The following is a 26,773-nucleotide window of genomic DNA, read 5'->3' as shown; positions in this document are numbered from 1 at the left end:
CTATGCGGTGCTCGCCTATGTCGCACAGGAAGCGGTCGAGACTTATGGCTGGCTCAAGCCGGGCGAGATGCTCGACGGCCTCGGCATGGCGGAGACCACGCCGGGCCCGCTGATCATGGTGACGCAGTTCGTCGGCTTCCTCGCCGCGTACCGCGATGCGGGCGGCCTCAACCCGCTCGTCGCCGCGACGCTCGGCGCGATCCTCACCACCTGGGTGACTTTCGTCCCTTGCTTCCTCTGGATTTTCGCGGGTGCGCCTTTCATCGAGCGGTTGCGGGGCAATCGGGCGCTTTCGGCGGCGCTCTCCGCGATCACCGCGGCGGTGGTCGGTGTCATCCTCAACCTCGCGATCTGGTTCGCCATCCACACCCTGTTCGGACGGGTGCGTTCAGTCTCGTTCGGCATCGGGAGCTTCGACGTGCCCGTGCCCGGCACGATCAACCTGGCGGCCTTGGTGCTGGCGGTTCTGGCGGCGGTTGCCGTGTTCCGCTTCAAGGTCGGCGTGCTGCAGGTGCTGGCCGCCTGCGCGGTAGCGGGCGCACTCTACGTCCTCTTCGTCCAGTGAGCCGGGAGCCAGCATGTCCGATCTCACTCGCCGCGAAGCGGTTGTCACCGGGGACTGGGAGCTCCTAAGATGACTGCGCGCCGCCGCCCAGACCGCCTCGGCGTTCGCAGGACCACATGAACTCAAGCCGTTGAAGCTTGATCCCTCGAAGTCCTACGGTCTGCCCGAGCGGCTTATCTGCTCGCAAGCACGAGAACAATTATACGGGCTCGGGGAAGGCGCTTGCCAAGGTCAGTCCGGTTCGCTGCCGAACTCGCCGATCGGGGCCCGTCGCTTGTCGTCGCTGGGAGACCGATTCCGCCTTACCGGCATCTTGCCGGCGGATCAGATCGGTGCGTACTCGCCTGGCCCTGCTCGAGGAAGCATAGTCCACCGCGTGAGCTCTCAGCTTGCGTGAACGCGATGGCAGCTTTGCGCCGCCTAGCAGCCATTTGACCTACCGGACGGCGATCCCGAAAGCCGTCGTTCGGTCATCTCACTCGGCGCGGCCAAACGCCCGCTCTTCAACGATGAGCGCGACATATTCGTCCATGTCGCGAGGTGTTCAACTCGAAAAAATGCCAAGCTCGTGGTCAAAACCACCGCCCAACCACTTAGCAAAGAACGTATTCAAGTTGAGGTCAACATGGGCGGAATTGAGTTCGCCCCAGATTGACCCCCCCGGATCATTGGTTCTAAGACAATATACGTCAGTCATAAACGAAAAATCGGAAAACGGTAAAAGCGATCTTGTTCCGAATTCTTCGAACGCATCAATAATAGATCCGGTTCCCCAGAGGTTCAATAAGGATTTGGCGTCAAAATCACCATCAAAACCATCAAACTCCCTGTAAATATCGAGGATGTATGAATCTTCTGGTATTCTGTACATTATCGCTATTTTTTTTATGGCCTCAGAAGCTGCGGGAGGCATTATTCTGATGCCTTTTGCACGAAAGGCGGAAGGAAGATCCGACGGTGACATAATAATCAGAATCCCATTCTTTCCAATACTTGCAAGCGCAACTTTGCAATATCGACAATGGCTTGATTGCTCGTCTCAAGACCGCGCGCAACCTGATACTGTAATGTAGTCCGGTATGCGGCTGCTACTTCTGGAGTTAGTCCCGTCGGGGCGGATATGCCAGACCTTGCCAGAGCTGCTTCTGCACCCTTTATGCCAGAGCCCCACACTGAGTTAAACAGAGCATTAGACCCGGGATTTTGCTTTAGTAGCTGAACCGCTGCATCGCGGGCAACCTGCAGTTCCGCTGTGGTCGCCCCTCGCTCGGCGCCAATGGCTAACCCCACCAGAGCGGATCCAGCGCGGCGACCAAAAAGTGCCCTAGCGGCTCCTACCGCGCCAGCAGCAGCATCCATAAGCCATGATTCATCATTGACTTTACCTGTGGCCACCGATTGCACTCGAATGATTTGACCGCTGTTCGCGAATCTCGTGGCTAAAAATACATGCGTCCCATCACTGCTCTCACCAATTTTCACCTGCTCAGTTTTTTGGCAAATATGGCTTCCTGTTGGCGTCTCGCACTGTTTTCCTGTCGGGTCTCGCCCATTGATCGGATCATTTGCGACATAGGCGTACAAGTTGACCTGATCGTCATACCCGATGGGGTCGGTCTGCAGGAAGCGTCCGAGGGTCGGTGAGTAGATGCGGGCTTTGTAGTAATACATGCCCAGCTCTGGGATCCAAGCTTGTCCCGTGTACTGGAAGCGCCCGAGGTTGGTGCCCGGGATGCCGTATTCGTCGTATTTGTTGAGCTGGTATGCCGATCCGTCGGCGTTGGCGACCGAGACGATCGAGCCCTGGTGATCGATCTGCAGGCTCCGGCGAACGGAAAGGTCCGCGCCCTCGTACCAGAGCAAAGGATCGTCCTCGCCGACGCCGTGCACATAGCGCTTCAGCAGCGTGCCCGAACTGTTGTACTCGGCCATCAGCTGGCCGCCGGCATAGACAAAGCGCGTGGCGCCCGTGGTCGTGCCGTAGGTCTCGTAGAGCCGGCCCAGTGGGTCGTAGGTGAGGGTGGCGCCCGTGGACGCCCCCACCAGCCGGTTCTCGGCGTCGTAGGTATAGGCGGTGGCCCCGCTCGCGGTCAGGTTGCCGTTGGAATCATAGCCGAAGGACACGCCGCCAGCCGAGCTATATTGGTTGAGCCCGTTGATCGCATAGGTGCGGTTGACGCTGACAAAGCCGTCGAACGCATAGAGCGTGTTCGAGCGAGTCCGGCTCGTGATCTGGTTCGCCGGACTGTAGCCGAAGCTGGTCGTCAGGTCGTGCGTCGAGCCCGCCAGATTGTCGGCGACACTGTTCGGCCGTGAGATCGCGTCATAGCCATAGGTGGTGGCGACACCGCCGCGAGTCTCGCTCGACCGCCGGCCCTGCGCGTCCCAGCCCATAGTGACAACGATCGCGCTGTCATTCTGCGAGATGGAAGTCGCGCGATCGAGTCCATCATAGGCATAGGTGAAATAGTTGCCGTCTGGATGTGTGATTCGCGTGCGGTTGCCGTTCCGATCGTAAAGATAGCTGAATGTCCGGCTGGTGCCACCCATGCTGGTGGTGGTACTCGTCAGCTGCCCCAACCCGTCATAGCCGCTTGTCACCGTATCGGCGCCCAAGGCACTGTCGAACCGCGCCGCGGTCTGCAGCCCGCGCAGGTCATAGCTATAATAGACATCGCGCGTCGCCGATGCCGTCACGTTGGTGCAGGCATAGCCCGACACGCACGCATCCGGCACGGCCTTGCTCGTGACGCGGTTGAGCGCGTCGAAAGCGTACGTGAAGGTCCGCCCGTCGCGCTTCCTTAAGGACGTGCGGTTGCCGCTGGCGTCATAGCCATAGGCCTCATAGTCCGTCGTGCTGACCGCGCCTGAGGTCGCCAGCGCATTGGCCGGGGTCGAGGGATTGTAAGCCGTCGGCTTCACTGTCGAGGGGAAGTACCAGCCACTCTGCCGGTCGAAGCCGTCATAAGCCAGCCGCGCCTTGTTGCCGTTGGCGTCGACGACATATTCTTGCTTGCCGTTTGGCGTGTAGGCATAGGTTGCATAGGCTTGCTCGAGGCTCGTGCCGACTGCCTTGCGGATCTGCGCCAATTGCCCGGCCGCGTCATGGACGTTTTTGATGATCCGGTCCGGGCCCTGAGTACCCTCAGTCCCCAGCGTGCAGGCGCTCGCCGGAAGCGAGGTGAACGCCGCCGGGTTCATCCTGACCGCCGTGCATTCGAGGCGGCCCACATTGTCGTAGCTGTACTGCGTCACGGCGTAATTGACGCCTGAAGCCCAGACACGCTCAACGATCTTGCGGTCCATCGCGTCATACGCGGTGTCGACCTGGCTGAAGATCGTGAAGCCGGTCCAGTTCTCAGGCAGCACCGCCTCGGACTGCCAGGCGGCAAGCTCGCCCTTCTCGACGCGCATGACCCGACCGGCCGCATCGTACATGGTGCGCGTCGCGGCATGATGCAGCGGGCCGGTGCCGTCGGGATCAGGCGCGATCGTCCCCACGATCCGCCGCGCCGCATCGTAGCGCGTCGCGCTGGTGAAGTCCGACGCCGCCGACTGGGCGAGCGCCGCGCCAGGCACGAAAATCGCAGCGGCGCAGAGCAGCCCGGCAACATGCTTCTTCATCGGCCCCATTCCCCCCGCGATCATTGGCACACCGACAGACCCGCACGCGGGCTGGTCTCGAAGATCTTGTTGCCGTTGCTGTCGTAACCGTAGCAGGTCCGCAGCGATGTGCCGGCCGACGAGACGACCCTACCGCGGATCAGAAGAACGTTGGGGCCGCCGTCCGGCCCATAATCATACGTTGTAACGACTTGATCAGCAGAACCGCTTGCGCATGCGCCGCTGTTCGGATCCATGGCAGAGGTTCGGCAATTACTCTCCGAAGTCAGAACCCAAATGGGCGCTCCTGCAGGCGAGTAACCCGACGCAGATTTCACCCATGCATATCGCTGCGCGTAGGAGTAGAATTTTCCTGGACTGATACCATTCTGGTCCGGCGGTGACAGCTGATATTTGATCTCGCCAAAATCATAGTACCCATATGTCGTGGTGTAGCCTCTCGCGTCTGTGAACGAGGTGGGCTTGTTGCATGTTGCGGCGGTTGTGCATGTTGTTGGATATGACGCACTTGAAATAATATCGCTAACCGCCGAACCTGGCTTGCCGATCATCGTGCCCTGCACGAGATTCTTACGTCCATCATATTGATATTGAATAGAATTTCCCTCGGGGAACGCGACCGAGTTCGGAAAGGGAGAATTCAAATTGTACAACGCGTTTGGGTAGGTGGTGAGGGTTTGCCTGCCCAGCTCGTCTACCAATGAGGTTGGTGAGCCGGACTTGTTCGTTATCACGCTCCTGCCCGTGCCGTCATTCGCCGTGATGGTGACCGCGTTTCCGTAAGTTTGCTTCGGGCACACTGGATTGGCGGGAAATGAGTACGTGAAAGTCTCGCCGGTTGCAGTTCCCTGCCAAATCACCTGATCCATTTCTCGCAGTCCCGGCGGATCTTGGGTAAGGGTGGGGTCGCGTTGACAAATATTATACTGGTTCGTGATGGAGCAACTAGTCGTCCCTGCTGGCTTGACGCAAGATAAGTGATTCCGACTACCGGCGGACACATATTCATAGTATGCTATCTGATTTACGCGATTAGTTGCGCTTGTCAGCGTAAGGTTATCCGGTGAATATCCGTAACTAACACTTTGAACGCCTGCTGGGCACGCGGAAAAGGCCGTGACAAGAAACTCTGACAGGTTAACCGCACATGCCTTAGTCCATCGCCCAGCACCTTCAAACAATAAGGCATAACCTCGGGTACTGAAAATGCTCTTCAGAAGTCCTTGTCCGTCATAATTATAGGTCAGAGTCACGCCACTTGGATACGTCAAGGACGTAACTCTTAAATCCGTTATGACAGCGATGGTCCCATCCTTGTCGGTGAAGGTGAAAGTTCCAGCCTGCTCAGTACCTGAATACACCAGCTTTTCGCTTCCGCCGAAGACTGGGGTGTATGTTCCCACCAGCCCTCCGGTGGGGTTGCTTGAACCGCCTAGGAAGCCCACCGACCGGTTCCCTATCGACACGCTGTAGAGATATGGTTCCCGTCCCGGAAGCGGGGGGCGCCCGCTCGTGGGCAGCTTCTTAGTCGAGACAGAGGCATGCAGGCTATGCGTCCATCCCTGGACCTTATAACCGCTGCTGAACGCGACGCTCAGGTTGCTTGAATATCTGCGGGTTAGCGCAAGTCCTTCATCTGGCTCAGGACCACCGATCGCCAGATCCGTGATGTCATAAGAAAACGCGCCAGACTCGAAGCTTACACCCGTTGCGCTTTGCGTGTCAGCCGGTGGGGGTGGCTCTATCCCCACTTGGGCATGAGCGCCAGACGAGGTCACCAACACCACCATCAATGCGCAAACGGCCACGAACGCTGATTTAAGCATCATTCCCTCCCTGCCTTCCCAACTTCCCTCAGCGCTCAGGTGAAAGAGCTGCTGAAGGCGGCGTTGGCGGAGCCGCGTTGGATTGCTGGGGAGGGGGGGCTTGCGAGGCCATTGGCGCGACCGTGCTGGCCTGGGCGGTCGTGCAGAGAGCGCCTGCCGCCCCGACGACATATTGCGTGCGGTTCCCCGCCGCGTCGAAGCACGTGCCCGTGGCGACTCCGTTGTTTGGCCCGCCGCTGGTACTCGAGTTCACCAGCCGCCCCAAGACATCGTAGGAATAGGTCGTCGCCTCTTGCGCCCGCGCGTCCACCGACAGGAGCGCCAGAGCACCCATCGCGCTCGCTGTTAGCCCGGAAGCGCGCAACAAGCCGCGCACGGAACACCGCAAATCCATTCGAGAATTCCCCCATGTCTAGCAATATGCCGACCGCCGTAAGATTTCGAATTCGATAGGTTGTCGTGATTTCGCGCGAACCCCGTGGCGAATCGGTCTTCGTTTCGCGAACGATGTGAGCGGAAGCCCTGTCCCTGCGCAACACTTTTTGGATAGTTATTGAGCAGTTAGGCGCGAAGTCTCCCTTGCTCCGCCCCAGAGCTGTGCGCATGGTAGGCAGATGCCGGATTCACCGATTTTTTGCAGCCGCGTTTCTGGCCTCAACTGTGGCGTGGTCCCACTGCCCACGCTGAGGGATTTTGCCGGTTCGAGCGTTCGTCGTCGCCGTGGTTGAATGGCTGGAAGGTACCTTGTTCGGCACGATCGCGACAATCATTACGATGGTTGTCCGCAAGCAGGGCATCAGTGGTCAGGCGGCTTTTGGCGTCCGCTTTCGCCGCCGGGATGTCCGAGATCGGGTGGTGAGCGGTTGATCCCAGTTGGTCAAATTGAAGTGGTTATGTCGTCGACCGACGCAACTAGGTTCGGGCATCTCCAACGTAGACTTTGTTATCGAATGACAGCATTGGGCCAAAACGTCCGCAACCGTTGCGTTAGTGGTCACTCCGTTCGTGCGCCGACGAATGGCAGCTATCAAAGCTCTCAAGTCATAAGCGGACTGGCAGCTGGCGGCCCGATTTCGGCCCTCGGCGGCCGTCGACTGCTACGCGCCCCAATTGCGGACGTTCAGCCTGGTCGCCGGTGATTCCGAAAGCCGCCGTTCGTGCGATAGCCGCCGTTCTCGATACCAATGCGCGCCGCGGCGAACGGTTGCGAGTGCTACCGCAGGCGAACTTCATCATTCCCGTCCTATAGCCTTCCCATGCGCGTGGGCACGCGCAAGACACCACCGGCAATCACCTTGCGGCCATATATCTTGGCGAGGATTGCGGTATCATCGGCATTGTTCATGACCACGCGCGTTCCGCCGGACTGCAGGGTTTCGATTGCACTGATGCCGATCTTTCGCTTGGCGCAGGTGGCGAGAACATGGTCTCTGATGCCGATCTTTCGCTTGGCGCAGGTGGCGAGAACATGGTCTCTGGCGGCACTGAGATTGATCGCTCTTGACAAGACGCCCTCCGTTCACTGGAGCGGGCTTCCCCACTCAATCTGAAATGCTCGGGCGAGCACCTGCGTGCCCGCCCGATCCGTTAAGCTTCAGGCGGCCTGAAGATTGATCGCCGAAGTCTTGCCCCGATTATCGGTCTCGAGATCGTAGGAAACGCGCTGATCCTTATCGAGCGTTTGCATGCCTGCACGCTCGACGGCCGAGATGTGGACAAAGGCGTCACCCCCGCCGCTGTCCGGCGCGATGAAGCCAAAACCTTTGTCGTTGTTGAAGAATTTCACGGTGCCGGTGATCATATGGGTATCCTTTGTCCCATGCATGACGGGCGTGCGCCAACAGCGGCGCATCCCGGCTTCGGTAAGGCTAGAAAGGGACATGGGGAGGAGCTGAAGCGGCCCGATATCCGTCGCATGCGACGTCAGCCTCACCGATATGGGAAGCCCGACGGCGATTGTAAGTCGTAGCGCCAAGTTCATTACAGAACCGTCTGAGAGGGAGGCGCCCCCCTCAACATTAACCACCGCGGCATCGGCGCGCAGGCGGTCGAATGGAGATACCTCCCCGCAACTGCCTAGAATTGAGTAAATAGCAGACCGGAGGCTTTTGGTGGCGTGGCGCCGATGGCTTCCGTTCGATGCCGCACACGATCGCTACGTGTCGAGGGCGCTAATACTGCGGCGATCAGAATGACGACGGCTTGTAGCTAGTAGCGCGCAGTTGTGCAGTCCGCTCACCCTGTCGATATTTAGGCCCGCCATTGACTTTCGTCCGGCGCTGCGCTCACCGCATCAGGCCGGCGGCGCGCAAGGCATCTTCTATCACGCCTCCTACGCCGCCGGGAGCGGGCCTTGATCGGGGCGGCGCACCGCGAGACTGAGGCGCAGGCTCAGGCAGCTCTTCGGCCGGTGCGGTGATCAGGCCCCAGAAATCTGCGATCCGGCGCGTCGAGGAAATCCCGGCCTCCAGCATGTACGGCCCCGCGGTGCCGCACGCGTTCGCGCCCGAGGTGCTCAGCGGGGTGCCGTGACCGAGACCTGTAATGCAGTACTCCTCCACAACCTCGCGACCGTGGGTGTCGTGCCACGCCCGACGGAGATGGCCATCGATGCGCTGCACCGCGTTCGGCTCGCGCGTGAGCTGATGGATCGAACGCCATTGCTCGACGATGCGCGCAGAATTCCGGTGGCTCACGGTTGCGTCGCGGTCGCCGTGCCACACCGATATCGTGGGCCACGGGCCGTTATGTGATGATGCAGCGGATACGAGGGTGCCAAGCGCTTCCGCAGGGGGGCCACCATGCGCGCGCATGCGATCGAACGCCTCGGGGATCGATGCGGCCGTGCCATAGGGAACCCGCGGGCGAGATCGAGTGGACGCAGGACGTCTTCGGCAACCTTGTCGCAACGGCCTCCTTTGCACTTCCGGCGGAACGCCTGGTGATCACAAACCGGGTGACGGTCGAACAGACTGCCAGCGCCTGGCCGATCCTCAAGATCGCGCCGCATGCGCACCGCTATCCATTCGACTATTCGGACGAGGAGCGGCTGGGCCTCGGCGCGCTGCTGATGCCGGGGCATCCGGATCCCGACGGACGGCTCGCGGCTTGGGCGCGCGCGCTGGTGCTCGGCGCCGAGACGGACACCCTGTCGCTGCTGCAGGACGTGAATGCAGCCGCCCGCATCGGCATGACCTATATCGCCCGCGAGGAAGCAGGCACGCAGTCGCCGCAGGAGACACTCGATCTCGGATCGGGCTCATGCCGCGACCTTGCCGCGCTGTTCATCGACGGTGTGCGGCATCTCGGCTTCGGCGCCCGCGCTGTCTCCGGCTATCTAATCGATCCGCCGGTCTCGGATGGCGCATGTGACGCGAGCGACCAGCACGGTGCTACGCATGCATGGGCAGAGGTCTATTTGCCTTGTGCAGGCTGGATCGCGTTCGATCCCACCAATGGCCGCATGGGCGAAGCTCATCTGGTTCCCGTCGCGGTCGGCCGCAGCATCGCGCAACTGAGTCCGGTCGACGGCCGCTATGTGGGCGCGGCGGACAGCTTTCTCGGCATGACGGTGGAGGTCACGGTCTCGATCGCGAACCGTGCCGATCCCAACGCAAAGGATGGCACTTGGAAACTCGATTGATCATCGCCTACGCCTTGATGCTGATCATGACGCTTCTGGCAGCAGGTGGTGTCAGCTACGCCATCTACCATTCGCACGCGCGCACCTACCGCCGTCGATTGCGGAAGGAGAGGAGCGTTTACGACGGCAGCCAGTCGCCGCGGCCCTGACTCTGCCGAGGTAGCTAAGGGCGACACGTCATTCGGGGTCAGCCGAGCCGGCACCATCATGCTCTGATCGGGCAGGCGAGGCTTCGCATCAAGCTGAGCGTCCAGAACAAGACCATGGTGAGAATCGCAAGGAAGGTGCTGCGGTCGAGTTCGTGATGAACGCCTTCGGTCACCTGAAGGCGATCGGTGCGAGCGACGCGGCGCAGCCGCTGCTCGACAAGGCGGGTGTGGTTCCCGACGACGGGGTCACCGGACTCGATAGCGCATTTGTGAAAGCCGCGTCGCAACGCTTCTACGCCCGCGAACCGTTGCTGCGACTGCTCGCGTGACCTCGGCTTGAGGAAGGGCATCACCGGACTGTTGTCGGCCGGGGCGTGGTGGGGGTTGCATGCGCTCGATCACTGCGCCGCGACCAGCAATGCCCGGCGCCTCGAGCGAGCGACGCTGCGGTGAGCCTCGCGATCCAGGCCAGCCTCGATTACTGGTTCGAGCAGCCGACCGATGTCCTGCTCCAGCTCGAAGCGGCGGCAATACCCGAGCAGGTGATCGAATCGGCACATATCGATATCACGCCGACCGAGCATTTCGCGCGGGTCGCATCGCAGGACATGGTCGGCGAGCGCATCTGGGTTCGCGTTAAGGGAAGACTCCAGGTGGACTATCTTGCAACTGTGCGGATAGCGCGCGTTCTGGGCTACTGCCTCGATCTGCCGAGCGTACCGCCGCACCGGTGACTACGCATTCCGCGGTTCGTGCGATCTGATCGGGGCAAACGAGCATCCGAGATTCTGATCGGCAGGCTGCATGCGGTGTCGGGGCGTGCCATGTTCTGGCTTCTGGACGCGGGCGGCGGGGGTGCGTCGAACGATCCGGCCGGGCCGAGGCTTCCCGCCGTATCCGCAGCCTTGGGACCGACAGTGGTTGCGAAGCGCGTGCGGCGTCCCCATATCGGTATGATCAGCGGCTTTCGATCTGTAAGCGCCGGTGACTGGGTCCGTCATGTTCTCGCTTGCATTGAACGAGGCGTGACTATGGATCTCAACTATCTCCTCTCCCGACATCAGATATCGTTGATGCGCGCCGAGGCGACGCCGTGCGTCGCTTCAAGGGCTTCGCACCGCGCATTTGCGACCGAATACGCGCAGCGGATTCGCGATCTGCAACAGCTTCTTGGCGCCCGCATCCCGGCGATTGCGCGCTAATGGGGGCAATCACGCAGATCGCGGTTGGAACCGCGTCCGACGAGGTGGCCCGCAGGCGCTTCCGGGCATCGCCGCGCACGAAGCTGGCGCCCGAGGTTCATGCGCGGCAGTCGCGGATCGCATTGCTGGCGTTCCAGTATTTCCCCGACCGCGAGGCTGCGCTGCGTTTTCTCAATGGGGTTGATGACGCCTTGGGAGGCCGGCCGATCGACATCGCCAGCTTCGACGAGGCGGGCGCGGAGCGTGTCGCAGCAGCGCTGCGCTAGTCACGAAGTCAATACGGTAGCGCGCAATTTGTACGTGCGCAATTTCGCTTCTCGGGGCGCAGGACGTCCGCCAATGCTCTCCGTATTCTACGCCAATCCGCCTCATCATACCAGACGCTTCTCCTGCGATCTTTCGTGCGACCTCGCTTGGACACATCGTCGCCCCGGACGCACGTTCGGCGAGCAGGCGCACCACGGCGACACTTGCGACGTCGATCGTCATTTCCGTTTCCGGCCGGACGTCTTGAGATCGGGCTTCGACGGCGGCTTCCATCCTGGCGGGGGAATTGGCCGCTGTCGGCTTGTGCCAAGTCCCATGGCGCCCGGCTGCTGGCGGACCAAACCCGACGTGTCGGCCTGTGCGGCCTCTCCAGTACTTGCTCCGCCTCGCATCAGGTTGATGCGGTCACGAATACGCCGCGCCTCCTCGAAATCGAGAGCACTCGCCGCCGCGTCCATCCTGCATTGGAGATCCTCGATGGTATCGGTCATCACCACGCAACGCGCCGCTGCAACTTTAGGCGGCATTGCGCCGCTTTTCGGTGGTGCAACGCAAACTATGGGTAAAGAAACGCCGCCCCTCGCGGGACGGCCCATGTATCAGCAGTATGAAAACTCATCGCCCGTATCAGGCATCCGCGCCGACATAGCGTGACCATTCCTCCTGATATCGCTTCGTGATCATTGCCTGATCCGCCGCCGGCGCCTTTTCCGACAGCTCGATGAACCACGTTCCCTCTTCCTGGTACATGTGGTGCGCGACAGCGCCGCGGATATGCTCGAGCTTGTCGTCGAAATCCTGGCTCATCGGATCGAGCTTTTCGAGCATGGCCATCTGCATTTTCACCATCACCTGCTCGTTATAGCCCATCGTGGCATGGCCCTTTTCGCCCGCCTCCCCCAGGCCGGGATAGACCACCGCTTCCTCGGCGATCGCATGGCCCGTCAGGATCACGCCAAGATGCTTGAGCGCAGTGGTGCGCAAAGCTGCATTACTCGCCGCCTTGGTCGCCGCGAACGCATCTTCGAGCAGCAAATGATGATCGAGGATCGTAGCGAACCATCCGCCTGGTCCAGCGACGGCCCGTGCTTTCGCGCGCGCTTCCTGCCGCGCCTCGTCACTTTCCGGGGGCGTGACAGCAGCGATCATCTGGTCGAGCACGGACATGCAAATTCCTCCTGTTGAGGAAAAAACGGCTGTTTTCTCAAGGAGTAGAACCAGTGCGACCGAGGCATGTTCCCCTCTTCAAACCGCGTTGGCGGCTATATCTCACTAACCTGCGGCAAGTGCACACGCCCCGTATGGGCTCGCGGTTGGATTTGGGCCGAAAGCTGCTCCCGATTGTTCAGTGGCGACCAATCGGAGTTCCCAAATGAATCAGGTCCAACGCGGCGCCGGCCGCAAGCTGCTTCTTGTTCACGGTCTCGGCGGGAGCTGGCAGTCATGGAGCAATATCATGGGGCTCCTCAGCGCCGAACGAACAGTGATTGCGGTTGACCTTCCGGGGCATGGAGCCACACCGGCAGAGCCCGATAGCGGGACCTTTGAGGGCCTCGTCGACAGCGTCGAGCGATATATCGCGGACAAGGGACTGGAGGGCGTCGACGTCGTCGGAAGCTCAATGGGCGCGCGGATCGTGCTTGAGCTCGCCCGGCGTGGCCGCGTCGGCAATGTGGTGGCACTTGATCCAGGCGGTTTTTGGCGCGGTTGGGAGCGCACGTTCTTCAAGACCACCATTGGCGTTTCGGGGCGGCTGCTTCGGGCAATCCGGCCCCTCCTGCCGATATTGAGCAAGAACGCCGCATCGCGCACGGCGTTGCTGGCGCAGCTGTCGGCCCGTCCTTGGGCGCTCGATCCGAAGGTCGTTGCGACGGAGCTGGAAAGCCTGAGTACAACGCCGACGTTCGACGCCCTGGTGCGTGACCTTGCGAACGGACCAGAGCAAGCCGGCCCGGCTGCTGATCCTGCCCGTCGTATCTTGATCGGTTGGGGCAGGCACGACCGCCTGTGTCTGCCGCAGCAGGCAGCGCGGGCAAAAGCCGCCTTTCCTTCCGCCGATCTGCACTGGTTCGAGGCCAGCGGGCATTTTCCGATGTGGGATCAGCCGGACGAGACGGTTTCCGTCATCCTTGCCGCAACAGAGTGATCGGACCGCTGAGACCGGTTCGATAGCCCACACCGGTCGGGTGAGGCAAAAGCGGCCCGGCGTGCAGGTGCAGCTCTTGGAGCCTAACGTCCGCTATCGATGCCGAACGGGCTGAAAGCCGTCAGTCAGCAACCGGCCCAAGAGCCGCCGAGCTGGTTTAGGGATGAGCTGCCGGTCGGCAAAGCGCCCCAATTGTGGTCGTTCCGACCAGGCCAGTTCATTCCTGAAAGCAGTCGTTCGATCGTGCTAGACTGCTCGGGTCATGGACCCCTGCACTGGAGCTTTCCGCATTCGCTCGGTCGCGGTCGCTCACTGCCTAGTCGGCACGAGGGGAAATGCTAGATGAACGGCCTCACGAGCCCTTCCCTTTATTAGCGTTTTCTGCCGGTCCTGTGGTCAGTGCGGAAATGGAAGCCACAACCTCTTCGGGAACAGCATAATGCAGAAAATGCCCCTGATGCGGCACTATGCGCAGCTCGGCACCGCTCAACTCACCGGCAAGCCGTTCAGCGTGCTTCGCCGCATGCGTGACGAGGTCGCCCTCTCCCGCCATGACGATCACCGGCAAGGTTAGCTCGCCGAATCGGCGGGCCAGCGCGATCGCTGCGGGCACCATCATCGCACCTTCGGCGGCCGCAGCGCGCATTTGCGACGGGCGCAGAGCCAGGCCCATGGGAAAATCGGCCATCTTTTCGGACACCGGCGCGGGGGCGAAGCTGAACTTCAGCGCCGCCGGGCCGGTCGCGAGTCCGAGAAGCGGCGATACCGTCATCGCGATCAGGTCGCCGACAACCGGAAGGGCCGAGAGCGAGGCGAGCAGCGGATCGGGGCGCGCCGTGGGGTAATAATAGCCTGAAAGGAGCACCAGCCCGCTGACGAGCGCAGGATCGTTGAGCGCCATCGCCAACGCTACCATCGCACCCCAGCTGTGGCCCAGGACGACGGCCTGCTGCACGCCCAGCTGCGCCAGAGCGCGCGCTATAAGGTCGGCTTGCGCCGCTGGAGTCCAGACGGTGGATCGTGGCCGGTTGCTATATCCGAAACCAGGCCGGTCGAAAGCGATGACGCGATGCTTGGCGGCAGCGAGGCCAAGGACGCCGCTCGCCTCGAAATCCTGCAGCGTCACGCCGTTGCCATGCAGTAGCACGACAGCCGGCCCTTCCCCAAGGTCCACATAATGGAGTCGGATGCCGTCGACTTCGATAAAGGCGCCCGCAGGGGGCGTCTTCGTCTCGGCCCGGCGCCGGTTGACCTGATTGACCAGCGCGCTCGTCAGCAGCCCGGCCGCGCCTATGCCCAGCCCCTGTGCTTGGCGTGAGACGAAGCTGGCACGAGGAGAGATCGGGCGCTTGCCTGTCGGCGGGCGCGTGGAGTGCTTGGTTTTATGCTTCATTGGTAGAGAACCATTGTGCAGTGCACAAAGTTGCGCTTCGATTGCGATGTATGGCCCGTGCCCGGAGCCACGAAACTTGCCTAACCTACGTCAAAAGGCGGAGATTTTCTCGGTGTCGGACGCTTGGCACCAATGCACCGCTTCTACTTCCACCTCCACGAGTGCGGCGTGAGCCTCATCGACGAGGAGGGCCGGGAGCTTCCCTCGTTCGAGGCCGCTTTCAAGGAGGCAGTGATTGCCGCTCGCGCTATCATGGGCAACGAGGTCGCCAGCGGTTACCTGTGCCTTGATTGCCATATCGAGATTGTGGACAGCTACGGGACCACGCTGGCGGCGGTACCCTTCGCAGAGGCCCTTACGATCCAGCCGTGAGTCGTGCCGGACAGGGCCTCACGCCTAGATGCTCAGCCGGGCGCGATCCGCTCGCAGCGTGACGATCAGACCGCCTTCGGACCAATCATATTCGATAGAGCCGCGGAGCTGGCGCGATACGGAGCGCTCGATCAGCTTGCTGCCGAAGCCGTCGGATTGCGACGGCTCCTTGACCGCGGGCCCGCCACGCTCCAGCCAGACCAGCACCAGCTCATCCCCCGCCGCGGTCGCGGTGACGTCGAGGGTACCGCTCGCAACCGACAGCGCCCCGTATTTCAGCGAATTGGTCGCAAGCTCGTGCAGGATCAGGGCCAGACTGGTCGCGGCGCCTTCGCCGACGCCTATCCGGCCGACGGCGACGCGGATGCGCCCGCTGAAGAGGCCCTTGTCGTCGTAGGGAGCGAGAATGATCGAGATCAGATCGCCGAGCAGCGCCGCCTTGCCGTGATCGGACGGGAGCGGCCGAACCAAATCGTGGGCGCGGTCCAAGGCCGCCAGGCGCCCGGCCAATTCCTGTCCCATCTGCTCGGCGGTGGCGCTCGATCGTGAGCTGATAGAAGTGAGGGCGGTGGCGATCGCCAGAAGGTTCTTGACCCGGTGGCTCATTTCCCCGGCCAGCAGTTCGTGCCCTTCCTCGGCCTGCTTGCGCCCGGTGACATCGAGGAAGATGCCGAACATCGTTCGCTCCTGAATTCCGGCATCCTCCCCTTGGCCGCGGGCGGCGATCCAGCGGACATCATCCCCGATCAGGATGCGGAAATCCGTCTCATAGGACCCGAGCACGGCACGCGTCGCGGCAAACGCAGCGCGAACACGATCCCTATCGGCGGGATGGATGCGCGCCGACAATTCCTCGAAGGTGACTGAACCCCGCCAGGGAAGGCCCCACAGGTCGAAGCCGCGCGGGTCCATCTGGAATCGGTCGTCGTCGACGTTCCACGCCCACAGCGCAATGCCCGCAGCCTCCACCGCCAGCCGCAGCTGGTCCGTACGCCAGTGGTGCGCCTGTTGGGCCTCGATATCCATCCATGTCCTATCTGGAGCAAGCAAGCCGTTCAGCCCCGCTGCACTTCTACGCACAAACGGGTTCGGCTTCACGAAGAGATTTCGCCGCGGCGTCGCTGCCAGCGATCGAGCAGCCGCAGCGCCGGTGTCACGGTGATGCCGTGCAACAGGATCGAGGCGAGCACGACGCCACCCACCATCGCCCAGAGCCGCTGAGGCTCCGCAAAGGAGGCGTGATTCAGCGCGAAGGCGAGATAGTAGATCGAGCCCATCCCGCGGATGCCGAAGAAGGAAATCACCAGCTGCTCGCGCCAGGGCAGCTTCGATCCGACCAGGCTGAGCAGGCCCGCGGCGGGGCGCGCCACCAGCAGGACGCCGGCGACGAACACGAGCATCGACGCGTCGAACGGAGCGAGCAGGCCGCCGAAGGCGACGATCCCGCCGAACAGGACCAGCAGCAACATCATCAGCAGCCGCTCCGCCTCTTCGGCGAAGTCATGCAGCCGGTCGTGATAGTCATTCTCGCGACTGGCGTTGCGGAGCGCCAGCGCCGACACGAAGACCGCCAGGAAGCCGAACCCGCCCAATATCTCGACCACGCCATAGGCAAGCAGCGTCACGGCCAGCGCCACGAAGCCGTCGCCGGTGCGAGACAGGCTCGCCCGCATCGGCAGGTGGAAAGTCAGATAGCCGAGCCCGCGTCCAATGGCGTAGCCCCCGACCGCCCCGAGGAGTGTCTTCCACAGAAGGTCGTGCCCGAACCACGCGAGCAGATCGCCGCTCCCGAACGATGCAGCACTGAGAGCGATCGCAAGATGGACGAAGGGGAATGCGAAGCCGTCGTTGAGACCGGCTTCCGACGTCAGGGCGAACCGCGCTTCGTCCTCTTTCCCTTCGCCGGGACCGCCCACCTGGACGTCGCTCGCAAGCACCGGGTCGGTCGGCGCGAGCACCGCCGCGATCAGCAATGCCGCCGCCAGGCTAAGTCCCAGCAGCCCCAAGGCCAGCCCCGCGACGATCACCATGGTGACCGGCATCGCGATCCCCAGCAACCGCCAGGTCAGCATCCAGCTGCGCAGTCCGATCATCCGATCGATCTTCAGACCTGCACCCATCAGCGAGACGATGACGACGAGTTCGCTCAGTCGCTCAACCAGGACCGGGAATTGCAGCGGGTGAACCGCGAAGGGTCGAAGTGGGGGCAGCGCGAACAGCGCAGCACCCGCGCCCACGCACAGGATAGGCAGCGACAGCGGTGCCCTGCGCAGCAGCATCGGCAACCACGCCGTCAACAGCACCAGCACGCCGCCCCCTGCGAGCAGCAGCACGTACAAGTGGTGCGAAAGCTCCAACGAATTTCCTTCCGCCGCGGCGCTCAGCGCATCAGGCCCGCGGCGCGCAATGCATCTTCGATTATGCGTTCAACGTGGCGGGAGGCCCTCTGGGGCCGAGACTGCGCTTCGCGATGATTGGCGGGCACGGCCATGCCCGGGCTTGGCAGCAGCGCCGGCTCCGGTCGCCTTTCCGCTTGCGCCGTGACCAGACCCCAGAAACTTGCGATGCGCCGGGTCGAGGAAATTCCGGCCTCGAGCATGTACGGCCCAGGGACCCCGCAGGCATTGGCGCCCGAGGTGCTGAGCGGAGTGCCGTGGCCGAGGCCGCCGATGCAATATTCCTCGATCACGTCGCGCCCATGGGCATCGCGCCAGACATTGCGAAGATGGCCGTCGACGTGCTCGACGGCGGTCCGCTCGCACGCGATGCCGTGAATGGCTCGCCATTGCTCGACGATCAGCGCCGAATTCGCATGGCTCACGGTCGCGTCGCTGTCGCCATGCCACACCGAGATCCTCGGCCATGGGCCCTTGTGTGGTGATGCACCGGTTACAAGCCCGCCAAGCGCTGCCGCCGGAGGCCCGCCATGCGCTCGCATGCGATCGAAGGCCTCGGGAATCGACGCGGCCGTGCCATAGGGAAGGCCAGCGATGATCGCGCCACCGGCAAACACGTCGGGATAGGTGGCGAGCATGACCGACGTCATCGCGCCGCCTGCCGAAAGTCCGGTGACGAAAATGCGGGCGGGATCGATTGCGTGCTCCGCGACCATCGCCGCGACCATTTGACGGATCGACAGCGCCTCACCGCAATCGCGCTGCGTGTCGCCCGTATTGAACCAGTTGAAGCAGAGATTGGGATTATTGCAGCGCTGTTGCTCCGGGTAGAGCAGGGCGAACCCCTGTTCGTCGGCGAGCTGGGACCAGCCCGATCCGTGGTCGTAGCCGGCGGCGTTCTGGGTGCAGCCGTGGAGCACGACCACGAGGGCCGCGGACGAACCTAGCGACTGAGGAACATAGAAGCGACCTCGAAGCGCGCCCGGATTGGAGCTGAACGCGGGGAGGTCGGAGAGCCGATCTGCGCCGGCGCACCCAGTCGCACCGGGTGCGATCTTGCTTCGCAATGCGGAAAGGCGGTTCAGGGTATCGTTCAGATTTCGCACGCGGTGGTCTCCTGGCCACGGCGGAAGCCCTGACGTGCGTACAATCCTGGAGTGAATTGCTGCACTGCACAATGTCGTGGCCAGGCGTGCTACCGACAAGGCGGCAAGCGAACTATTTCTCGATCAACGCCGACGCGCCGCGATTGTAAAACGCTAGCTGCGGCCTTCGATGCGTAGACGAAGGCGCAGGACCATCGCACGGGTGTCCTCGACGGTGCGCCCGAGCGCCTCGGCTATGCCCTCGATTTCCACGCCGCCAGCGACACCACTCCGCAGATCGTTGATGTCCGTTTGTGTCCAGCGCTGGTGCTTGTCGGTCACAGGGGCTTTTCCGCGGAGGCCGCGTCAGGCGACGCTCTGGTAGCAAGCTCCCATTTGCATCGATCACCCAGCCCTGACGACGTCCGCATTTCGGCGAGCCCGGCAACCACCTTGATCGAGCAAGGGAGCGCCGGCCTGTATACGAACCGCCAGCACCAGCGGCATTCGGCCGACCCTTGATTTGATGGTGGCGTGGTCCAGGGCAACCGCAGTTCCTCGCCGGCCTGTGCGTCGCGGTCGTCGAGGAACATCAGCTTGTCACCTTGGTCGCCGTGCAGCGCGGTTCAAAGGCCGACGCACTCAGCTTCAGGATCGCCCCGACAATGTTGTGTCCGGTCGATTGAGTCACAAGGACACGGCTCAAACTATTCGCAGATTCGACAAAGGGGGTAGCGCTGCAGTGTGTCCGTCCCCACATTACAGTTATCGCAGGCCGTCTTCTCGAGCTTGGCCGCGACTGAGAGTGCTTCATGCTCCCGCTCTGACGCGGAGCCTTCTCATGCCCTCCATCCCCGATGCCCGTTTCGCCCGGCCCGCACCACGCATCAGCCATGTTCGCAGCCCGAGCATCGACGCGAAGGCTGCCGCGCAGGTTCGCAGCGGTCGCCAAGTAGCTGCAGTTCGTCCGATTCTGTCGCTGTTCGGCCGCTGAGCGTCATCCCCGGCCCGCCGGGCCCGTATCAAGGAGATCACGACATGGCCAAGGGCCAACAACGCGGCAACCGCGAGGCGCGGAAGCCGAAGAAGCCGGAGCCGCCGAAGCAGAACGCTTCCAATCCCTCGCTCAAGGGCACGCCACAGGCTCAGCCGCTCAAGAAGGGCTGACCTCTTCCCCCAAACCGAAAGGCCCGCTCCATGCAGCCGTCCTCGATCCTTTGCCGCGCCCAGGAAGCGCATCACCATGCGCTTGCCCGCGCCGCCACGCTCGACAATGTCCGGCTGGTCGCGAACGCTGCCGCTGCCGCCTGGGCGAAGGAAGCCGGCCCTCCGGGTCGGGATGTTCGGGAACCAGCAATGCACCCAGATCGGTGCGTTCCTCGTGCGAATAGTCGAACGGATAGTAGTGCGCATGCGGCGCAATCTTGAGGATGGGCCATGCGGCAGCGGTCTGTTCAACTGTCACCCGGTTGGTGATCACCAGCCGCGCCGTGGGGTCTGGGAAGGATGCCGTGGCGATAAGGTTGCCGAAGACATCCTGCGCCCACTCGAACTCCGCCGGGGGCTCGCAGCTGAGGTCGGCGGAGATCGGACGGAGTGCATGCGAGCCGCGCGGGCTCAGCATCATACGATGTGCGAGAAGCGCGACGGGAGCCCGGTAGGCATAGGTGGTGACATGCAGGATTTGCAGCCTCATTCCGTCACCTCCTGAATTAAGGACTCGAAGCCCCGAGCGTGGCATCACCCGCGGTCGGCGTGTCCCCTGTCGGGATTTTCGCTCAGCTCGCGAAGGTCGGCCGCGGGCGGTTCGCTCCGCGCAACCTGCGCCTCGGCGAATGCGCGGGTGCACAGCTTCCGATCTTCGCGCAGGTCGGCTGCAATGCCTTGCCGACTGGGCGCGCGCGCTGGTGCTTGGTGGCGATACCGACACGCTGTCACTGCTGCAGGACGTGAACGCGGCCGCGCGGATCGGCATGACCTATGTCACGCGCGACGAAGTCGGGACGCAGCCTCCGCACCTGACACTCGATCTCGCTTCGGGCTCGTGCCGCGATCTCGCCACGCTGTTCATCGAGGCGGTCCGGCACCTCGGCTTCGCCGCGCGCGCAGTGTCGGGTTATCTCTTCGATCCGCCGATTTCGGGCGATCCCGCCGATCGAGACAACCAGCATGGCGCGACGCACGCGTGGGCCGAGGTCTATTTGCCCTGCGCGGGGTGGATTGCGTTCGATCCCACCAACGGGCGCATGGGCGAGGCGCATCTGGTGCCCGTCGCCGTCGGCCGCAGCACCGGTCAGCTGAGCCCGGTGGACGGCCGGTATATTGGCGCGGCTGATGCCTTTCTCGGCATGACGGTCGAGGTCACCGTCTCCGCGGCCAGCCAGAACCTCGAATTCTACGCAAAGGATGCAGCATGGAACCTCGATTGATCATCGCCTACAGCATGATGCTGGTCTTGACGCTGCTGTTGGCAAGCTTCGTGGCGTACCGAACCTATCATGCGCGCGATCGCTCATACCGTCGTCGAGTGCGCAAGGAAAATCGCATCTACGAGGATCGTCGGGCGCCGCCGGGCCTGTGAGCTTACGGGCGGCAGCCCGTATCCGTCTATCCAGGCTCGCCAGAAGCTGCGTTCCCGTCGCGCTTGACCTGGGCGAGCGCGTCGCTAAGCCTGGTATAGCGATATTCCCGATAGTGGAACATGTCTGCGGGCACCCGAGTGATCGCGTACCGCGCCATCTCGGCACCTACGTCCTCTGGCGTGGACATCAGCCCCTCGCGAGCCTCTTCGCGCGGGCTCACGACACCGTCACCGCGTCTTGCGCACGCATCGCAGCGAGGCTTTCCGTCATCTGGCGCAACACGCGCGAACGGTGCTGGAAGGTGTTATGGTGCTCGCCGACCCTCCCGTTGACGAAATCGCTGGAAAATGCGGCGGTCATGTCCGAAAGCGCCGCCTCCAGCGCGTCCGCCTCAGATCCAGACCCACCCGACGCTATGACCGATGCGGGTTGCTCGCTATCAGCCGGCGCAATCATCTGGTGAATATTCATAGCGTCTCTCCTCGGTCGAGCGGGAGCACGAAGCATCTCTCAGTCGCGGCGGCGCTCGTGGCAGGGGCCGCGATACGCATGATATGGGGCGGGTAGGGAGCGGTTGATAGAGACGTCACAGAATCTTATGCGAATTGCCCGCGTCTGACATCGATGAGCGCCAGGCCCCCTTCTCAGCCGCGCAGGCGCTTCGGGGAGGACAACTTCGCTGGGCGTCAATCAATTGCAAAGCGCAGACAGAGATACTGACTCCCCGCCCGTCCGCTCTTACTGCAACAAAAAGCTGTTCAACCCACGGCCAATCAAGGCCGTGGAGAATGACCATGGGTTACTCACGTTTTGATCCCGGCATTCAATCGCGACCTGCATGGAACGCAGGTAAGGCGGTGGGGACGAAGCGCCCGTTGACGCAGAAGCAAATATGGGCCGTCCGCTTCTTCCTGGACCGCGAGGGGCGCCTTCGCGACAGAGCGCTCTTCGACTTGGCGATCGACAGCAAATTGCGTGGCTGCGATCTGGTCAAGATCAAGATCGATGACTTGGTGTCCGGAGCCGAAATAAGAACCAGGGCGATCGTAATTCAGCAGAAGACGGGCCGACCTGTTCAATTCGAACTCACTGCAGATGTCCGCGCGAGCCTCCATGCATGGCTCGGATGCCGGGGCGGCACCAAGAGCGACTACGTTTTTCCAAGCCGCGTTGATCGCGCGGGGCATCTCAGCACGAGGCAGTACGCCCGGTTGGTAGATGAATGGGTCGATGCGATTGGCCTTCGACGAGCCGAGTACGGTACACACTCTCTTCGCCGGACCAAGGCGTCCATGATATACAAGGCGACCGGGAACCTCCGTGCGATCCAGATCCTGCTGGGACACACCAAAATCGAGAACACGGTTCGATATCTCGGCGTTGACATCGAGGATGCCTTGCTCCTCGCCGAGCGAACGGAAATCTGATCTCCGAGCGGCCCATCGGGACTGTAGATGGGCCGCTCTCATGGTCGGCAAACGCCACTTTTCGGGGGCCAGCCGGCGGTTCGCGATGGGTAAATCTGCCGATCGACAGCTCTCCTCACGCGCCGTGCTGCAACTGACGTGTTTGGCCAAGCACGTCTGCTCTCGCCGTTCGCACGCCGAAAGGGGACCGACGGCTGTCGGCCCGATTTCAGCCGGTCGCAGAGCATCTCGTTTACACCGAGAGGCTCGGGGAGCTGAATGTCTGCTTCCTCGATATAGGCACCTATATCCCGACAGGCGCTAGCGGCCCGTTTTTCGGACCAACCGCGATGGTGTGCCATTCGGACCCGTCGGGGAGGCGCCTCGTGACGTGCCGGCGGCTGAGTCTGGCGTTTCGACTTGGCCTTGCCAGGTCCTCTACGAGGTTTGGTCGGGCAGGCACCGTGGTCCTATTGCTTCGTCCCATGCGCCGACGCCTCTGTCTGGTCGGCGGGCTTGGGGCGTTCCACGCCGTCGTCGTAGGTGCGATAGAGATTGGCATACAGGCCGCCCTGGCGGAGCAGTCGGCTATGGGTGCCGAGCTCGACGATCACGCCTTCCCGGATGACAGCGATGCGATCTGCGTCGCGGATCGTCGCGAGGCGATGGGCGATGATCAGCGCGGTCCGGCCGTGGCAGAGCCGGCGCAGCGCGGCCTGGATGCGACGCTCGGTGCTGATGTCGACGGCCGAAGTGGCCTCGTCGAGTACGAGGATGACGGGGTCGGCCAGATAGGCGCGAACCAGGCAGACGAGCTGGCGCTGGCCCTGGCTGAGATTTGCCCCGAGCGGACCGACCGTCGTGCGATAGCCGTGCGGCAGCGCGCGAAGGATGTCGTCCGCGCCGAGCTCGCGCGCCGCCGCGACCAGCTCGGCGTCGCTCGCCTCGGGCCTTGCGAGCCGAAGATTGTCGAGCACGGTGCCGCCGAACAGCACATTGTCCTGGAGGACAACACCAACCTGGTTGCGCAGGCTGGCTTCGGAGACCGTGCGGATATCGTGCCCGTCGAGCAGCACCGCGCCGGTGTCGACATCGTAGAAGCGCGTCAGTAGCTGGACGAGCGTGCTCTTGCCGTGTCCGGTGGGGCCGACGATCGCAAGCACCTCGCCGGCGGCGATGTCGAGATCGAGGTTCCGGATCACCGGGCGGGCGGGATGGTAGCCGAAGCCGACATTGCGAAAGGCGATCTCGCCGCGCAGGCGCGGGAGTAAGATCGCGGCGGGCAGATCGCGGATCCCGGGCTCGGTGTCGAGCAGCAGGAAGATCCGCTGGGCACAGGCCGAGCCGTTGGCGAAGCGCTCGAACAGATCGCTGAATTCCTGGAGCGGGGCCAGAAACAGGAAGACGTAGAACAGGCTCTGGGTGAGCTCGCCGAGCGTGTGCGTGCCAAGGGCGATGCCGCGGCCGCCGATGACGAGCGTGAGCGCGAGGCCCGCGGTGGTAAGCAGGCCGGTGAACGGCGCGAACCAGCCCGACCGGGCGCTGCCGGCAATCAATGCGGTGTTGAAGTCGCGCAGCAGGCCGCGGTAGCGCGCCAGATTCTCCGCCTCGCGCCCGACCTGCTTGATGAGCCGTACGCCCGCGACCGTCTCGACGAGATGCGCCGTGAACCGGCTGCGGTTCTCGGCGACCCGGCCCCAGCTGCGCTGCGCCAGTCGCTTGAACGCGACTGCCGCGAGCAGGAGGATCGGCACGACGGCGGCAAGGCCGAGCAGCAGCGCCGGGGCGATCGCCCAGAGCAGTAGCGCCGCCAGCGCGAGCCGGAGCACCGCCGAGAGAAACTGGGGCGGGCACTGGATGAGCATCGGCTCGATCGCGTCGACATCGCGGTCAGCGCGCGAGATGATCCGCCCTGCCTTGGTACGATCGAAATAGCCGACGCTGAGCGACTGCACATGCGCGAAGACGCGGCTGCGGATCGCGGCCAGCAGCTCGGTCGCGGCGCTGCCGGCGAAATATTGCGAGAGACTGCCGAGTCCGAAGCGCAGCGCCCAGGTGCCGGCCAGCCCGGCACAGGCAAGCGCGACGAGGCCGGCATCGAAAGGCTGCAGCGCGTGGTCGACCACCAGACCGATCAGCAACGGGCGGGCGAAAATCGCGAGCACCTGCACCAGTTCGATGGCGATGACCGCGGCGACTGCCCGGCGCACCGGATAGAGCAGGGGCAGCAGGCGACGGACCATGCCGCGGTCCAGCGGCTTCCTGGCGCCCTTTTCCTCGAGCTCGAGGTCGGAAAGCGGGCGATCGCCCGCAAGCGCGTTCACAAGCCCATCAGCGCGCGATAGGCCGGGCTGGCGGTGACCAGCCCGGCGTGGGTTCCTTCCGCCGCGATCCCGCCCTCCGCCAGCATCACGACCCGGTCGGCGGCAAGGATGGTCGGCAGACGGCTCGAAACGATCAGCATCGTCACGGGGCGGGCGGCAGTGGCGCGGCGTGCGCGGATATTGTCGATCGCGCGGCGTTCGGTGGCGGCGTCGAGCGCACTGGTGGCGTCGTCGAGCACGAGCAGATCGGCATCGGCGAGCAGCGCGCGGGCGAGGCAGAGCCGCTGGCGCTGGCCGCCGGAAAGCGTCACGCCGCGATCGCCGACTCTGGTTGCGAGGCCCTCGGGCAAGCGCTCGAGCAGCTCGCCCGCCGCCGCCTGGTCGAGCGCGGCCTCGAGCTGGGCGTCGCTGGCGTTGGGTGCGGTGACGCGCAGATTGGCGGCGATCGTGTCCGAGAAGAGGAAGGATTCCTGCGGGAGCACGTGCACCCGTCGGCGCAGTTCCGCGAGGTCGAGGTCGCGCACCTCATGCCAGCCGGCACTGTCCGACCCGATCTGGACGGTGCCGCCGGCCGCCTCGATCAGCCTTGGGAGCAGCGCGGTGAGGATGCTCTTGCCCGAGCCGGTCGCACCGACCAGCGCGACAATCGATCCGGGCTCGATCTGGAGCGAGAGGTCGTGCAGCACCGCGGCGCCGTCACCGAGCGGCGCGACCGAAACCCCGTTGAGCCGGCAGCCGAGGGGGCCGTCGGGGAGATGCCGGGCGCCCGACACGATATCGGGCTCGGCGTCGAGCACTTCCCAGATCCGCGCGGCCGAGGCACGCGCGTCGGCGACGATCTGGAGCAAGCCGGCGATCCCCTCGATCCGCAGCACCAGCGTGTTGACCACGAGCAGCGCCGCGACGAGCGCGCCGAGATCGAGCTGGCCATGCCCGACCAGCCAGGCGCCATAGCCAAGTACCCAGGCATGGCCGAGCGCGATCACCGTCTGGGGCAGCGGCACGCTGCGTGCGGCATGCGCGATGGCCCTGCGGGTCTCGCGGCGGAAGGCGGCGATATGGGTATCGAAGCGGGCGATGCGCGCGCCTTGCAGTCCGAAGGCCTTGATCACGCGCACGCCGTGCACGCCCTCCGACAGGTCCTGGGTGACCGCGTCATAGGCGGCGCCGATCCTGCGATCTAGCAGCACCAGCGCATCGGCCTGGGCCGCGAGCAGCGCGATGCCGGACGCCATCAGCACCAGCGGGACGATGCCGAGCAAGGGAGAATAGCAGACGAGAAATGCGACCGAGATCAGCACGATCACGCCGGTCTCGAACATCTGGCGCCAGAAGTTGATCAGCGCGTCGCGGACCTTGTCGGCGTCGCGGGTCATGCGGGTGACCATCTCGCCGACGCCGTGGCGCCAGTGATAGGTCAGGTCGAGCCGCTGGACCTGGACAAGGATCCGCTCGCGCAGATGCGTCAGCAATTCCTGCCCGATCGCCAGCGACAGCAGTCCGGCGCCATACTGGACCGCCGCGCGCAGCGCCGAGAGGCCGAGCAGCAGCGCGACCCAGAACCAGGCCCGGCCATAGTCGAGCCCGGCAGGGCCGGCGGCGACCAGCTTGCCCGTCCCGGCTTCGTGCACCGCGCGCCCGACCAGCCCCTGCTGCGCGATCAGCGCGAGGTTGACCGTGAACAGCATCGCCGCGGTCAGCACGAAGCGGACCGGCATTCGGCGATAGATCGCCAGGCAACGCAGCAAGGGCGCGCCGGAGGCGACCGTCTCCGGCGCGGTGGTGGTCATCAG

30 protein-coding genes and 2 pseudogenes are annotated in these 26,773 nt (G+C 63.4%); 14 read left to right on the top strand and 18 right to left on the bottom strand.

The window, feature by feature from the left end:
• Position 1: 1 nt before the first annotated feature.
• A pseudogene (locus E5A74_RS06360) lies at positions 2-565 on the top strand (chromate transporter); the annotation flags it as partial.
• Positions 566-1,109: 544 nt separating this feature from the next.
• Here the strand turns inward: E5A74_RS06360 and E5A74_RS06355 are convergent.
• From E5A74_RS06355 to E5A74_RS21210, 3 genes are read right to left on the bottom strand one after another with little or no spacing between them, the layout of a single operon-like run.
• A complete protein-coding gene (locus E5A74_RS06355) occupies positions 1,110-1,478 on the bottom strand; it encodes a hypothetical protein (protein WP_166745673.1) in 369 nt (122 codons plus the stop codon).
• Positions 1,479-1,534: 56 nt separating this feature from the next.
• Positions 1,535-4,189, bottom strand: a complete 2,655-nt coding sequence (locus E5A74_RS06350) for an RHS repeat-associated core domain-containing protein (RefSeq protein WP_166745672.1) — start codon at positions 4,187-4,189, stop codon at positions 1,535-1,537.
• A gap of 20 nt (positions 4,190-4,209) precedes the next feature.
• Positions 4,210-5,058, bottom strand: coding sequence for a hypothetical protein (locus E5A74_RS21210; protein ID WP_240699689.1), 849 nt, complete (start codon positions 5,056-5,058; stop codon positions 4,210-4,212).
• A gap of 1,677 nt (positions 5,059-6,735) precedes the next feature.
• On the opposite strand from E5A74_RS21210, the gene E5A74_RS20850 reads away from it, so the two are divergent.
• Positions 6,736-6,882 (top strand): hypothetical protein, encoded by a 147-nt coding sequence (locus E5A74_RS20850; protein ID WP_166745670.1) that lies wholly within the window; start codon positions 6,736-6,738, stop codon positions 6,880-6,882.
• Between the two features lie 376 nt (positions 6,883-7,258).
• Here E5A74_RS20850 and E5A74_RS06340 read toward each other — a convergent pair whose 3' ends face one another.
• The 3 genes from E5A74_RS06340 to E5A74_RS06330 form a co-directional block, all read right to left on the bottom strand.
• Positions 7,259-7,522: a hypothetical protein gene (locus E5A74_RS06340; protein WP_135983424.1), complete on the bottom strand. Its 264-nt coding sequence runs from the start codon at positions 7,520-7,522 to the stop codon at positions 7,259-7,261.
• Positions 7,523-7,609: 87 nt separating this feature from the next.
• Positions 7,610-7,816 carry a cold-shock protein gene (locus tag E5A74_RS06335; RefSeq protein WP_135983423.1) on the bottom strand — a complete coding sequence of 69 codons (207 nt, stop codon included), beginning with the start codon at positions 7,814-7,816 and terminating at the stop codon, positions 7,610-7,612.
• Positions 7,817-8,300: 484 nt separating this feature from the next.
• On the bottom strand, positions 8,301-8,738 hold the full coding sequence (locus E5A74_RS06330; RefSeq protein ID WP_166745653.1) for an alpha/beta hydrolase family protein: 438 nt from the start codon (positions 8,736-8,738) through the stop codon (positions 8,301-8,303).
• Positions 8,739-8,851: 113 nt separating this feature from the next.
• Between E5A74_RS06330 and E5A74_RS06325 the strand changes: the two genes are divergently transcribed.
• The 6 genes and pseudogenes from E5A74_RS06325 to E5A74_RS06310 all read left to right on the top strand — a co-directional run bounded on the left by E5A74_RS06325 (position 8,852) and on the right by E5A74_RS06310 (position 11,275).
• Positions 8,852-9,658 carry a transglutaminase-like domain-containing protein gene (locus tag E5A74_RS06325; RefSeq protein WP_240699688.1) on the top strand — a complete coding sequence of 269 codons (807 nt, stop codon included), beginning with the start codon at positions 8,852-8,854 and terminating at the stop codon, positions 9,656-9,658.
• The gene (locus E5A74_RS20845; protein ID WP_166745669.1) at positions 9,655-9,807 is read left to right on the top strand and encodes a hypothetical protein; all 153 of its coding nucleotides are present in this window, start codon (positions 9,655-9,657) and stop codon (positions 9,805-9,807) included. The genes E5A74_RS06325 and E5A74_RS20845 overlap by 4 nt, the downstream gene beginning before the upstream one ends.
• Positions 9,808-9,935: 128 nt before the next feature.
• A pseudogene (locus tag E5A74_RS06320) lies at positions 9,936-10,136 on the top strand (type 1 glutamine amidotransferase family protein); the annotation flags it as partial.
• A 120-nt stretch (positions 10,137-10,256) separates the two neighbouring features.
• Entirely contained in the window at positions 10,257-10,541 is a 285-nt protein-coding gene (locus tag E5A74_RS06315; RefSeq protein ID WP_135983420.1) for a hypothetical protein, read from the top strand.
• A gap of 297 nt (positions 10,542-10,838) precedes the next feature.
• Entirely contained in the window at positions 10,839-11,009 is a 171-nt protein-coding gene (locus E5A74_RS20840; protein WP_166745668.1) for a hypothetical protein, read from the top strand.
• On the top strand, positions 11,009-11,275 hold the full coding sequence (locus E5A74_RS06310) for an antitoxin Xre/MbcA/ParS toxin-binding domain-containing protein (RefSeq protein ID WP_135983419.1): 267 nt from the start codon (positions 11,009-11,011) through the stop codon (positions 11,273-11,275). The genes E5A74_RS20840 and E5A74_RS06310 overlap by 1 nt, the downstream gene beginning before the upstream one ends.
• On the opposite strand, the gene E5A74_RS21425 is transcribed toward E5A74_RS06310, so the two are convergent.
• The 3 genes from E5A74_RS21425 to E5A74_RS06295 all read right to left on the bottom strand — a co-directional run bounded on the left by E5A74_RS21425 (position 11,181) and on the right by E5A74_RS06295 (position 12,443).
• Complete coding sequence (locus tag E5A74_RS21425) at positions 11,181-11,498, bottom strand: DUF3253 domain-containing protein (protein ID WP_166745667.1); 318 nt, start codon at positions 11,496-11,498, stop codon at positions 11,181-11,183. The genes E5A74_RS06310 and E5A74_RS21425 overlap by 95 nt on opposite strands.
• Positions 11,495-11,767 (bottom strand): UvrB/UvrC motif-containing protein, encoded by a 273-nt coding sequence (locus E5A74_RS06300; protein ID WP_135983417.1) that lies wholly within the window; start codon positions 11,765-11,767, stop codon positions 11,495-11,497. Before E5A74_RS06300 ends, E5A74_RS21425 begins: the two co-directional genes overlap by 4 nt.
• Positions 11,768-11,903: 136 nt before the next feature.
• On the bottom strand, positions 11,904-12,443 hold the full coding sequence (locus E5A74_RS06295) for a hemerythrin domain-containing protein (RefSeq protein ID WP_135983416.1): 540 nt from the start codon (positions 12,441-12,443) through the stop codon (positions 11,904-11,906).
• A gap of 205 nt (positions 12,444-12,648) precedes the next feature.
• On the opposite strand from E5A74_RS06295, the gene E5A74_RS06290 reads away from it, so the two are divergent.
• Positions 12,649-13,422, top strand: a complete 774-nt coding sequence (locus E5A74_RS06290) for an alpha/beta fold hydrolase (protein ID WP_135983415.1) — start codon at positions 12,649-12,651, stop codon at positions 13,420-13,422.
• A gap of 352 nt (positions 13,423-13,774) precedes the next feature.
• Here E5A74_RS06290 and E5A74_RS06285 read toward each other — a convergent pair whose 3' ends face one another.
• Positions 13,775-14,815, bottom strand: a complete 1,041-nt coding sequence (locus E5A74_RS06285; protein ID WP_135983414.1) for an alpha/beta fold hydrolase — start codon at positions 14,813-14,815, stop codon at positions 13,775-13,777.
• 132 nt (positions 14,816-14,947) lie between these two features.
• Between E5A74_RS06285 and E5A74_RS06280 the strand changes: the two genes are divergently transcribed.
• A complete protein-coding gene (locus tag E5A74_RS06280) occupies positions 14,948-15,187 on the top strand; it encodes a DUF6894 family protein (protein ID WP_420822485.1) in 240 nt (79 codons plus the stop codon).
• 24 nt (positions 15,188-15,211) lie between these two features.
• Here the strand turns inward: E5A74_RS06280 and E5A74_RS06275 are convergent, their stop codons facing one another.
• From E5A74_RS06275 to E5A74_RS20835, 4 genes are all read right to left on the bottom strand, one after another.
• Complete coding sequence (locus E5A74_RS06275) at positions 15,212-16,213, bottom strand: sensor histidine kinase (RefSeq protein WP_135983412.1); 1,002 nt, start codon at positions 16,211-16,213, stop codon at positions 15,212-15,214.
• A 68-nt stretch (positions 16,214-16,281) separates the two neighbouring features.
• A complete protein-coding gene (locus E5A74_RS06270; protein WP_338111813.1) occupies positions 16,282-17,520 on the bottom strand; it encodes a cation:proton antiporter in 1,239 nt (412 codons plus the stop codon).
• Positions 17,521-17,567: 47 nt separating this feature from the next.
• Complete coding sequence (locus tag E5A74_RS06265) at positions 17,568-18,689, bottom strand: extracellular catalytic domain type 1 short-chain-length polyhydroxyalkanoate depolymerase (RefSeq protein WP_135983410.1); 1,122 nt, start codon at positions 18,687-18,689, stop codon at positions 17,568-17,570.
• A 153-nt stretch (positions 18,690-18,842) separates the two neighbouring features.
• Positions 18,843-19,010, bottom strand: coding sequence for a hypothetical protein (locus E5A74_RS20835; protein ID WP_166745666.1), 168 nt, complete (start codon positions 19,008-19,010; stop codon positions 18,843-18,845).
• Between the two features lie 696 nt (positions 19,011-19,706).
• Here E5A74_RS20835 and E5A74_RS21360 point away from each other — a divergent pair.
• A complete protein-coding gene (locus E5A74_RS21360; RefSeq protein ID WP_276469517.1) occupies positions 19,707-19,835 on the top strand; it encodes a hypothetical protein in 129 nt (42 codons plus the stop codon).
• Here E5A74_RS21360 and E5A74_RS06260 read toward each other — a convergent pair.
• Positions 19,822-20,364: a transglutaminase N-terminal domain-containing protein gene (locus E5A74_RS06260; RefSeq protein WP_135983409.1), complete on the bottom strand. Its 543-nt coding sequence runs from the start codon at positions 20,362-20,364 to the stop codon at positions 19,822-19,824. The two genes, E5A74_RS21360 and E5A74_RS06260, sit on opposite strands and share 14 nt — an antisense overlap.
• 139 nt (positions 20,365-20,503) lie before the next feature.
• Between E5A74_RS06260 and E5A74_RS06255 the strand changes: the two genes are divergently transcribed.
• Both E5A74_RS06255 and E5A74_RS20830 read left to right on the top strand, forming a co-directional pair.
• Complete coding sequence (locus tag E5A74_RS06255; RefSeq protein WP_240699687.1) at positions 20,504-21,097, top strand: transglutaminase-like domain-containing protein; 594 nt, start codon at positions 20,504-20,506, stop codon at positions 21,095-21,097.
• Positions 21,094-21,249, top strand: coding sequence for a hypothetical protein (locus tag E5A74_RS20830; RefSeq protein WP_166745665.1), 156 nt, complete (start codon positions 21,094-21,096; stop codon positions 21,247-21,249). The genes E5A74_RS06255 and E5A74_RS20830 overlap by 4 nt, the downstream gene beginning before the upstream one ends.
• A gap of 217 nt (positions 21,250-21,466) precedes the next feature.
• Here the strand turns inward: E5A74_RS20830 and E5A74_RS06250 are convergent, their stop codons facing one another.
• Complete coding sequence (locus E5A74_RS06250) at positions 21,467-21,721, bottom strand: hypothetical protein (protein WP_135983408.1); 255 nt, start codon at positions 21,719-21,721, stop codon at positions 21,467-21,469.
• A 323-nt stretch (positions 21,722-22,044) separates the two neighbouring features.
• On the opposite strand from E5A74_RS06250, the gene E5A74_RS06245 reads away from it, so the two are divergent.
• Positions 22,045-22,677, top strand: a complete 633-nt coding sequence (locus tag E5A74_RS06245) for a tyrosine-type recombinase/integrase (RefSeq protein WP_135983732.1) — start codon at positions 22,045-22,047, stop codon at positions 22,675-22,677.
• 449 nt (positions 22,678-23,126) lie between these two features.
• Here the strand turns inward: E5A74_RS06245 and E5A74_RS06240 are convergent, their stop codons facing one another.
• Both E5A74_RS06240 and E5A74_RS06235 read right to left on the bottom strand, forming a co-directional pair.
• Positions 23,127-24,980 (bottom strand): ABC transporter ATP-binding protein, encoded by a 1,854-nt coding sequence (locus tag E5A74_RS06240; RefSeq protein WP_206365784.1) that lies wholly within the window; start codon positions 24,978-24,980, stop codon positions 23,127-23,129.
• A complete protein-coding gene (locus E5A74_RS06235) occupies positions 24,977-26,770 on the bottom strand; it encodes an ABC transporter ATP-binding protein (protein ID WP_135983407.1) in 1,794 nt (597 codons plus the stop codon). Before E5A74_RS06235 ends, E5A74_RS06240 begins: the two co-directional genes overlap by 4 nt.
• Between the last annotated feature and the right edge of the window lie 3 nt (positions 26,771-26,773).

Origin of the sequence: Sphingomonas naasensis, assembly GCF_004792695.1 — a bacterium.
Classification (GTDB): Bacteria; Pseudomonadota; Alphaproteobacteria; order Sphingomonadales; family Sphingomonadaceae; genus Sphingomonas; species Sphingomonas naasensis.
The sequence above is the reverse complement of the archived record's forward strand: the minus strand, read 5'-3'. Positions and strand labels throughout refer to the sequence as shown.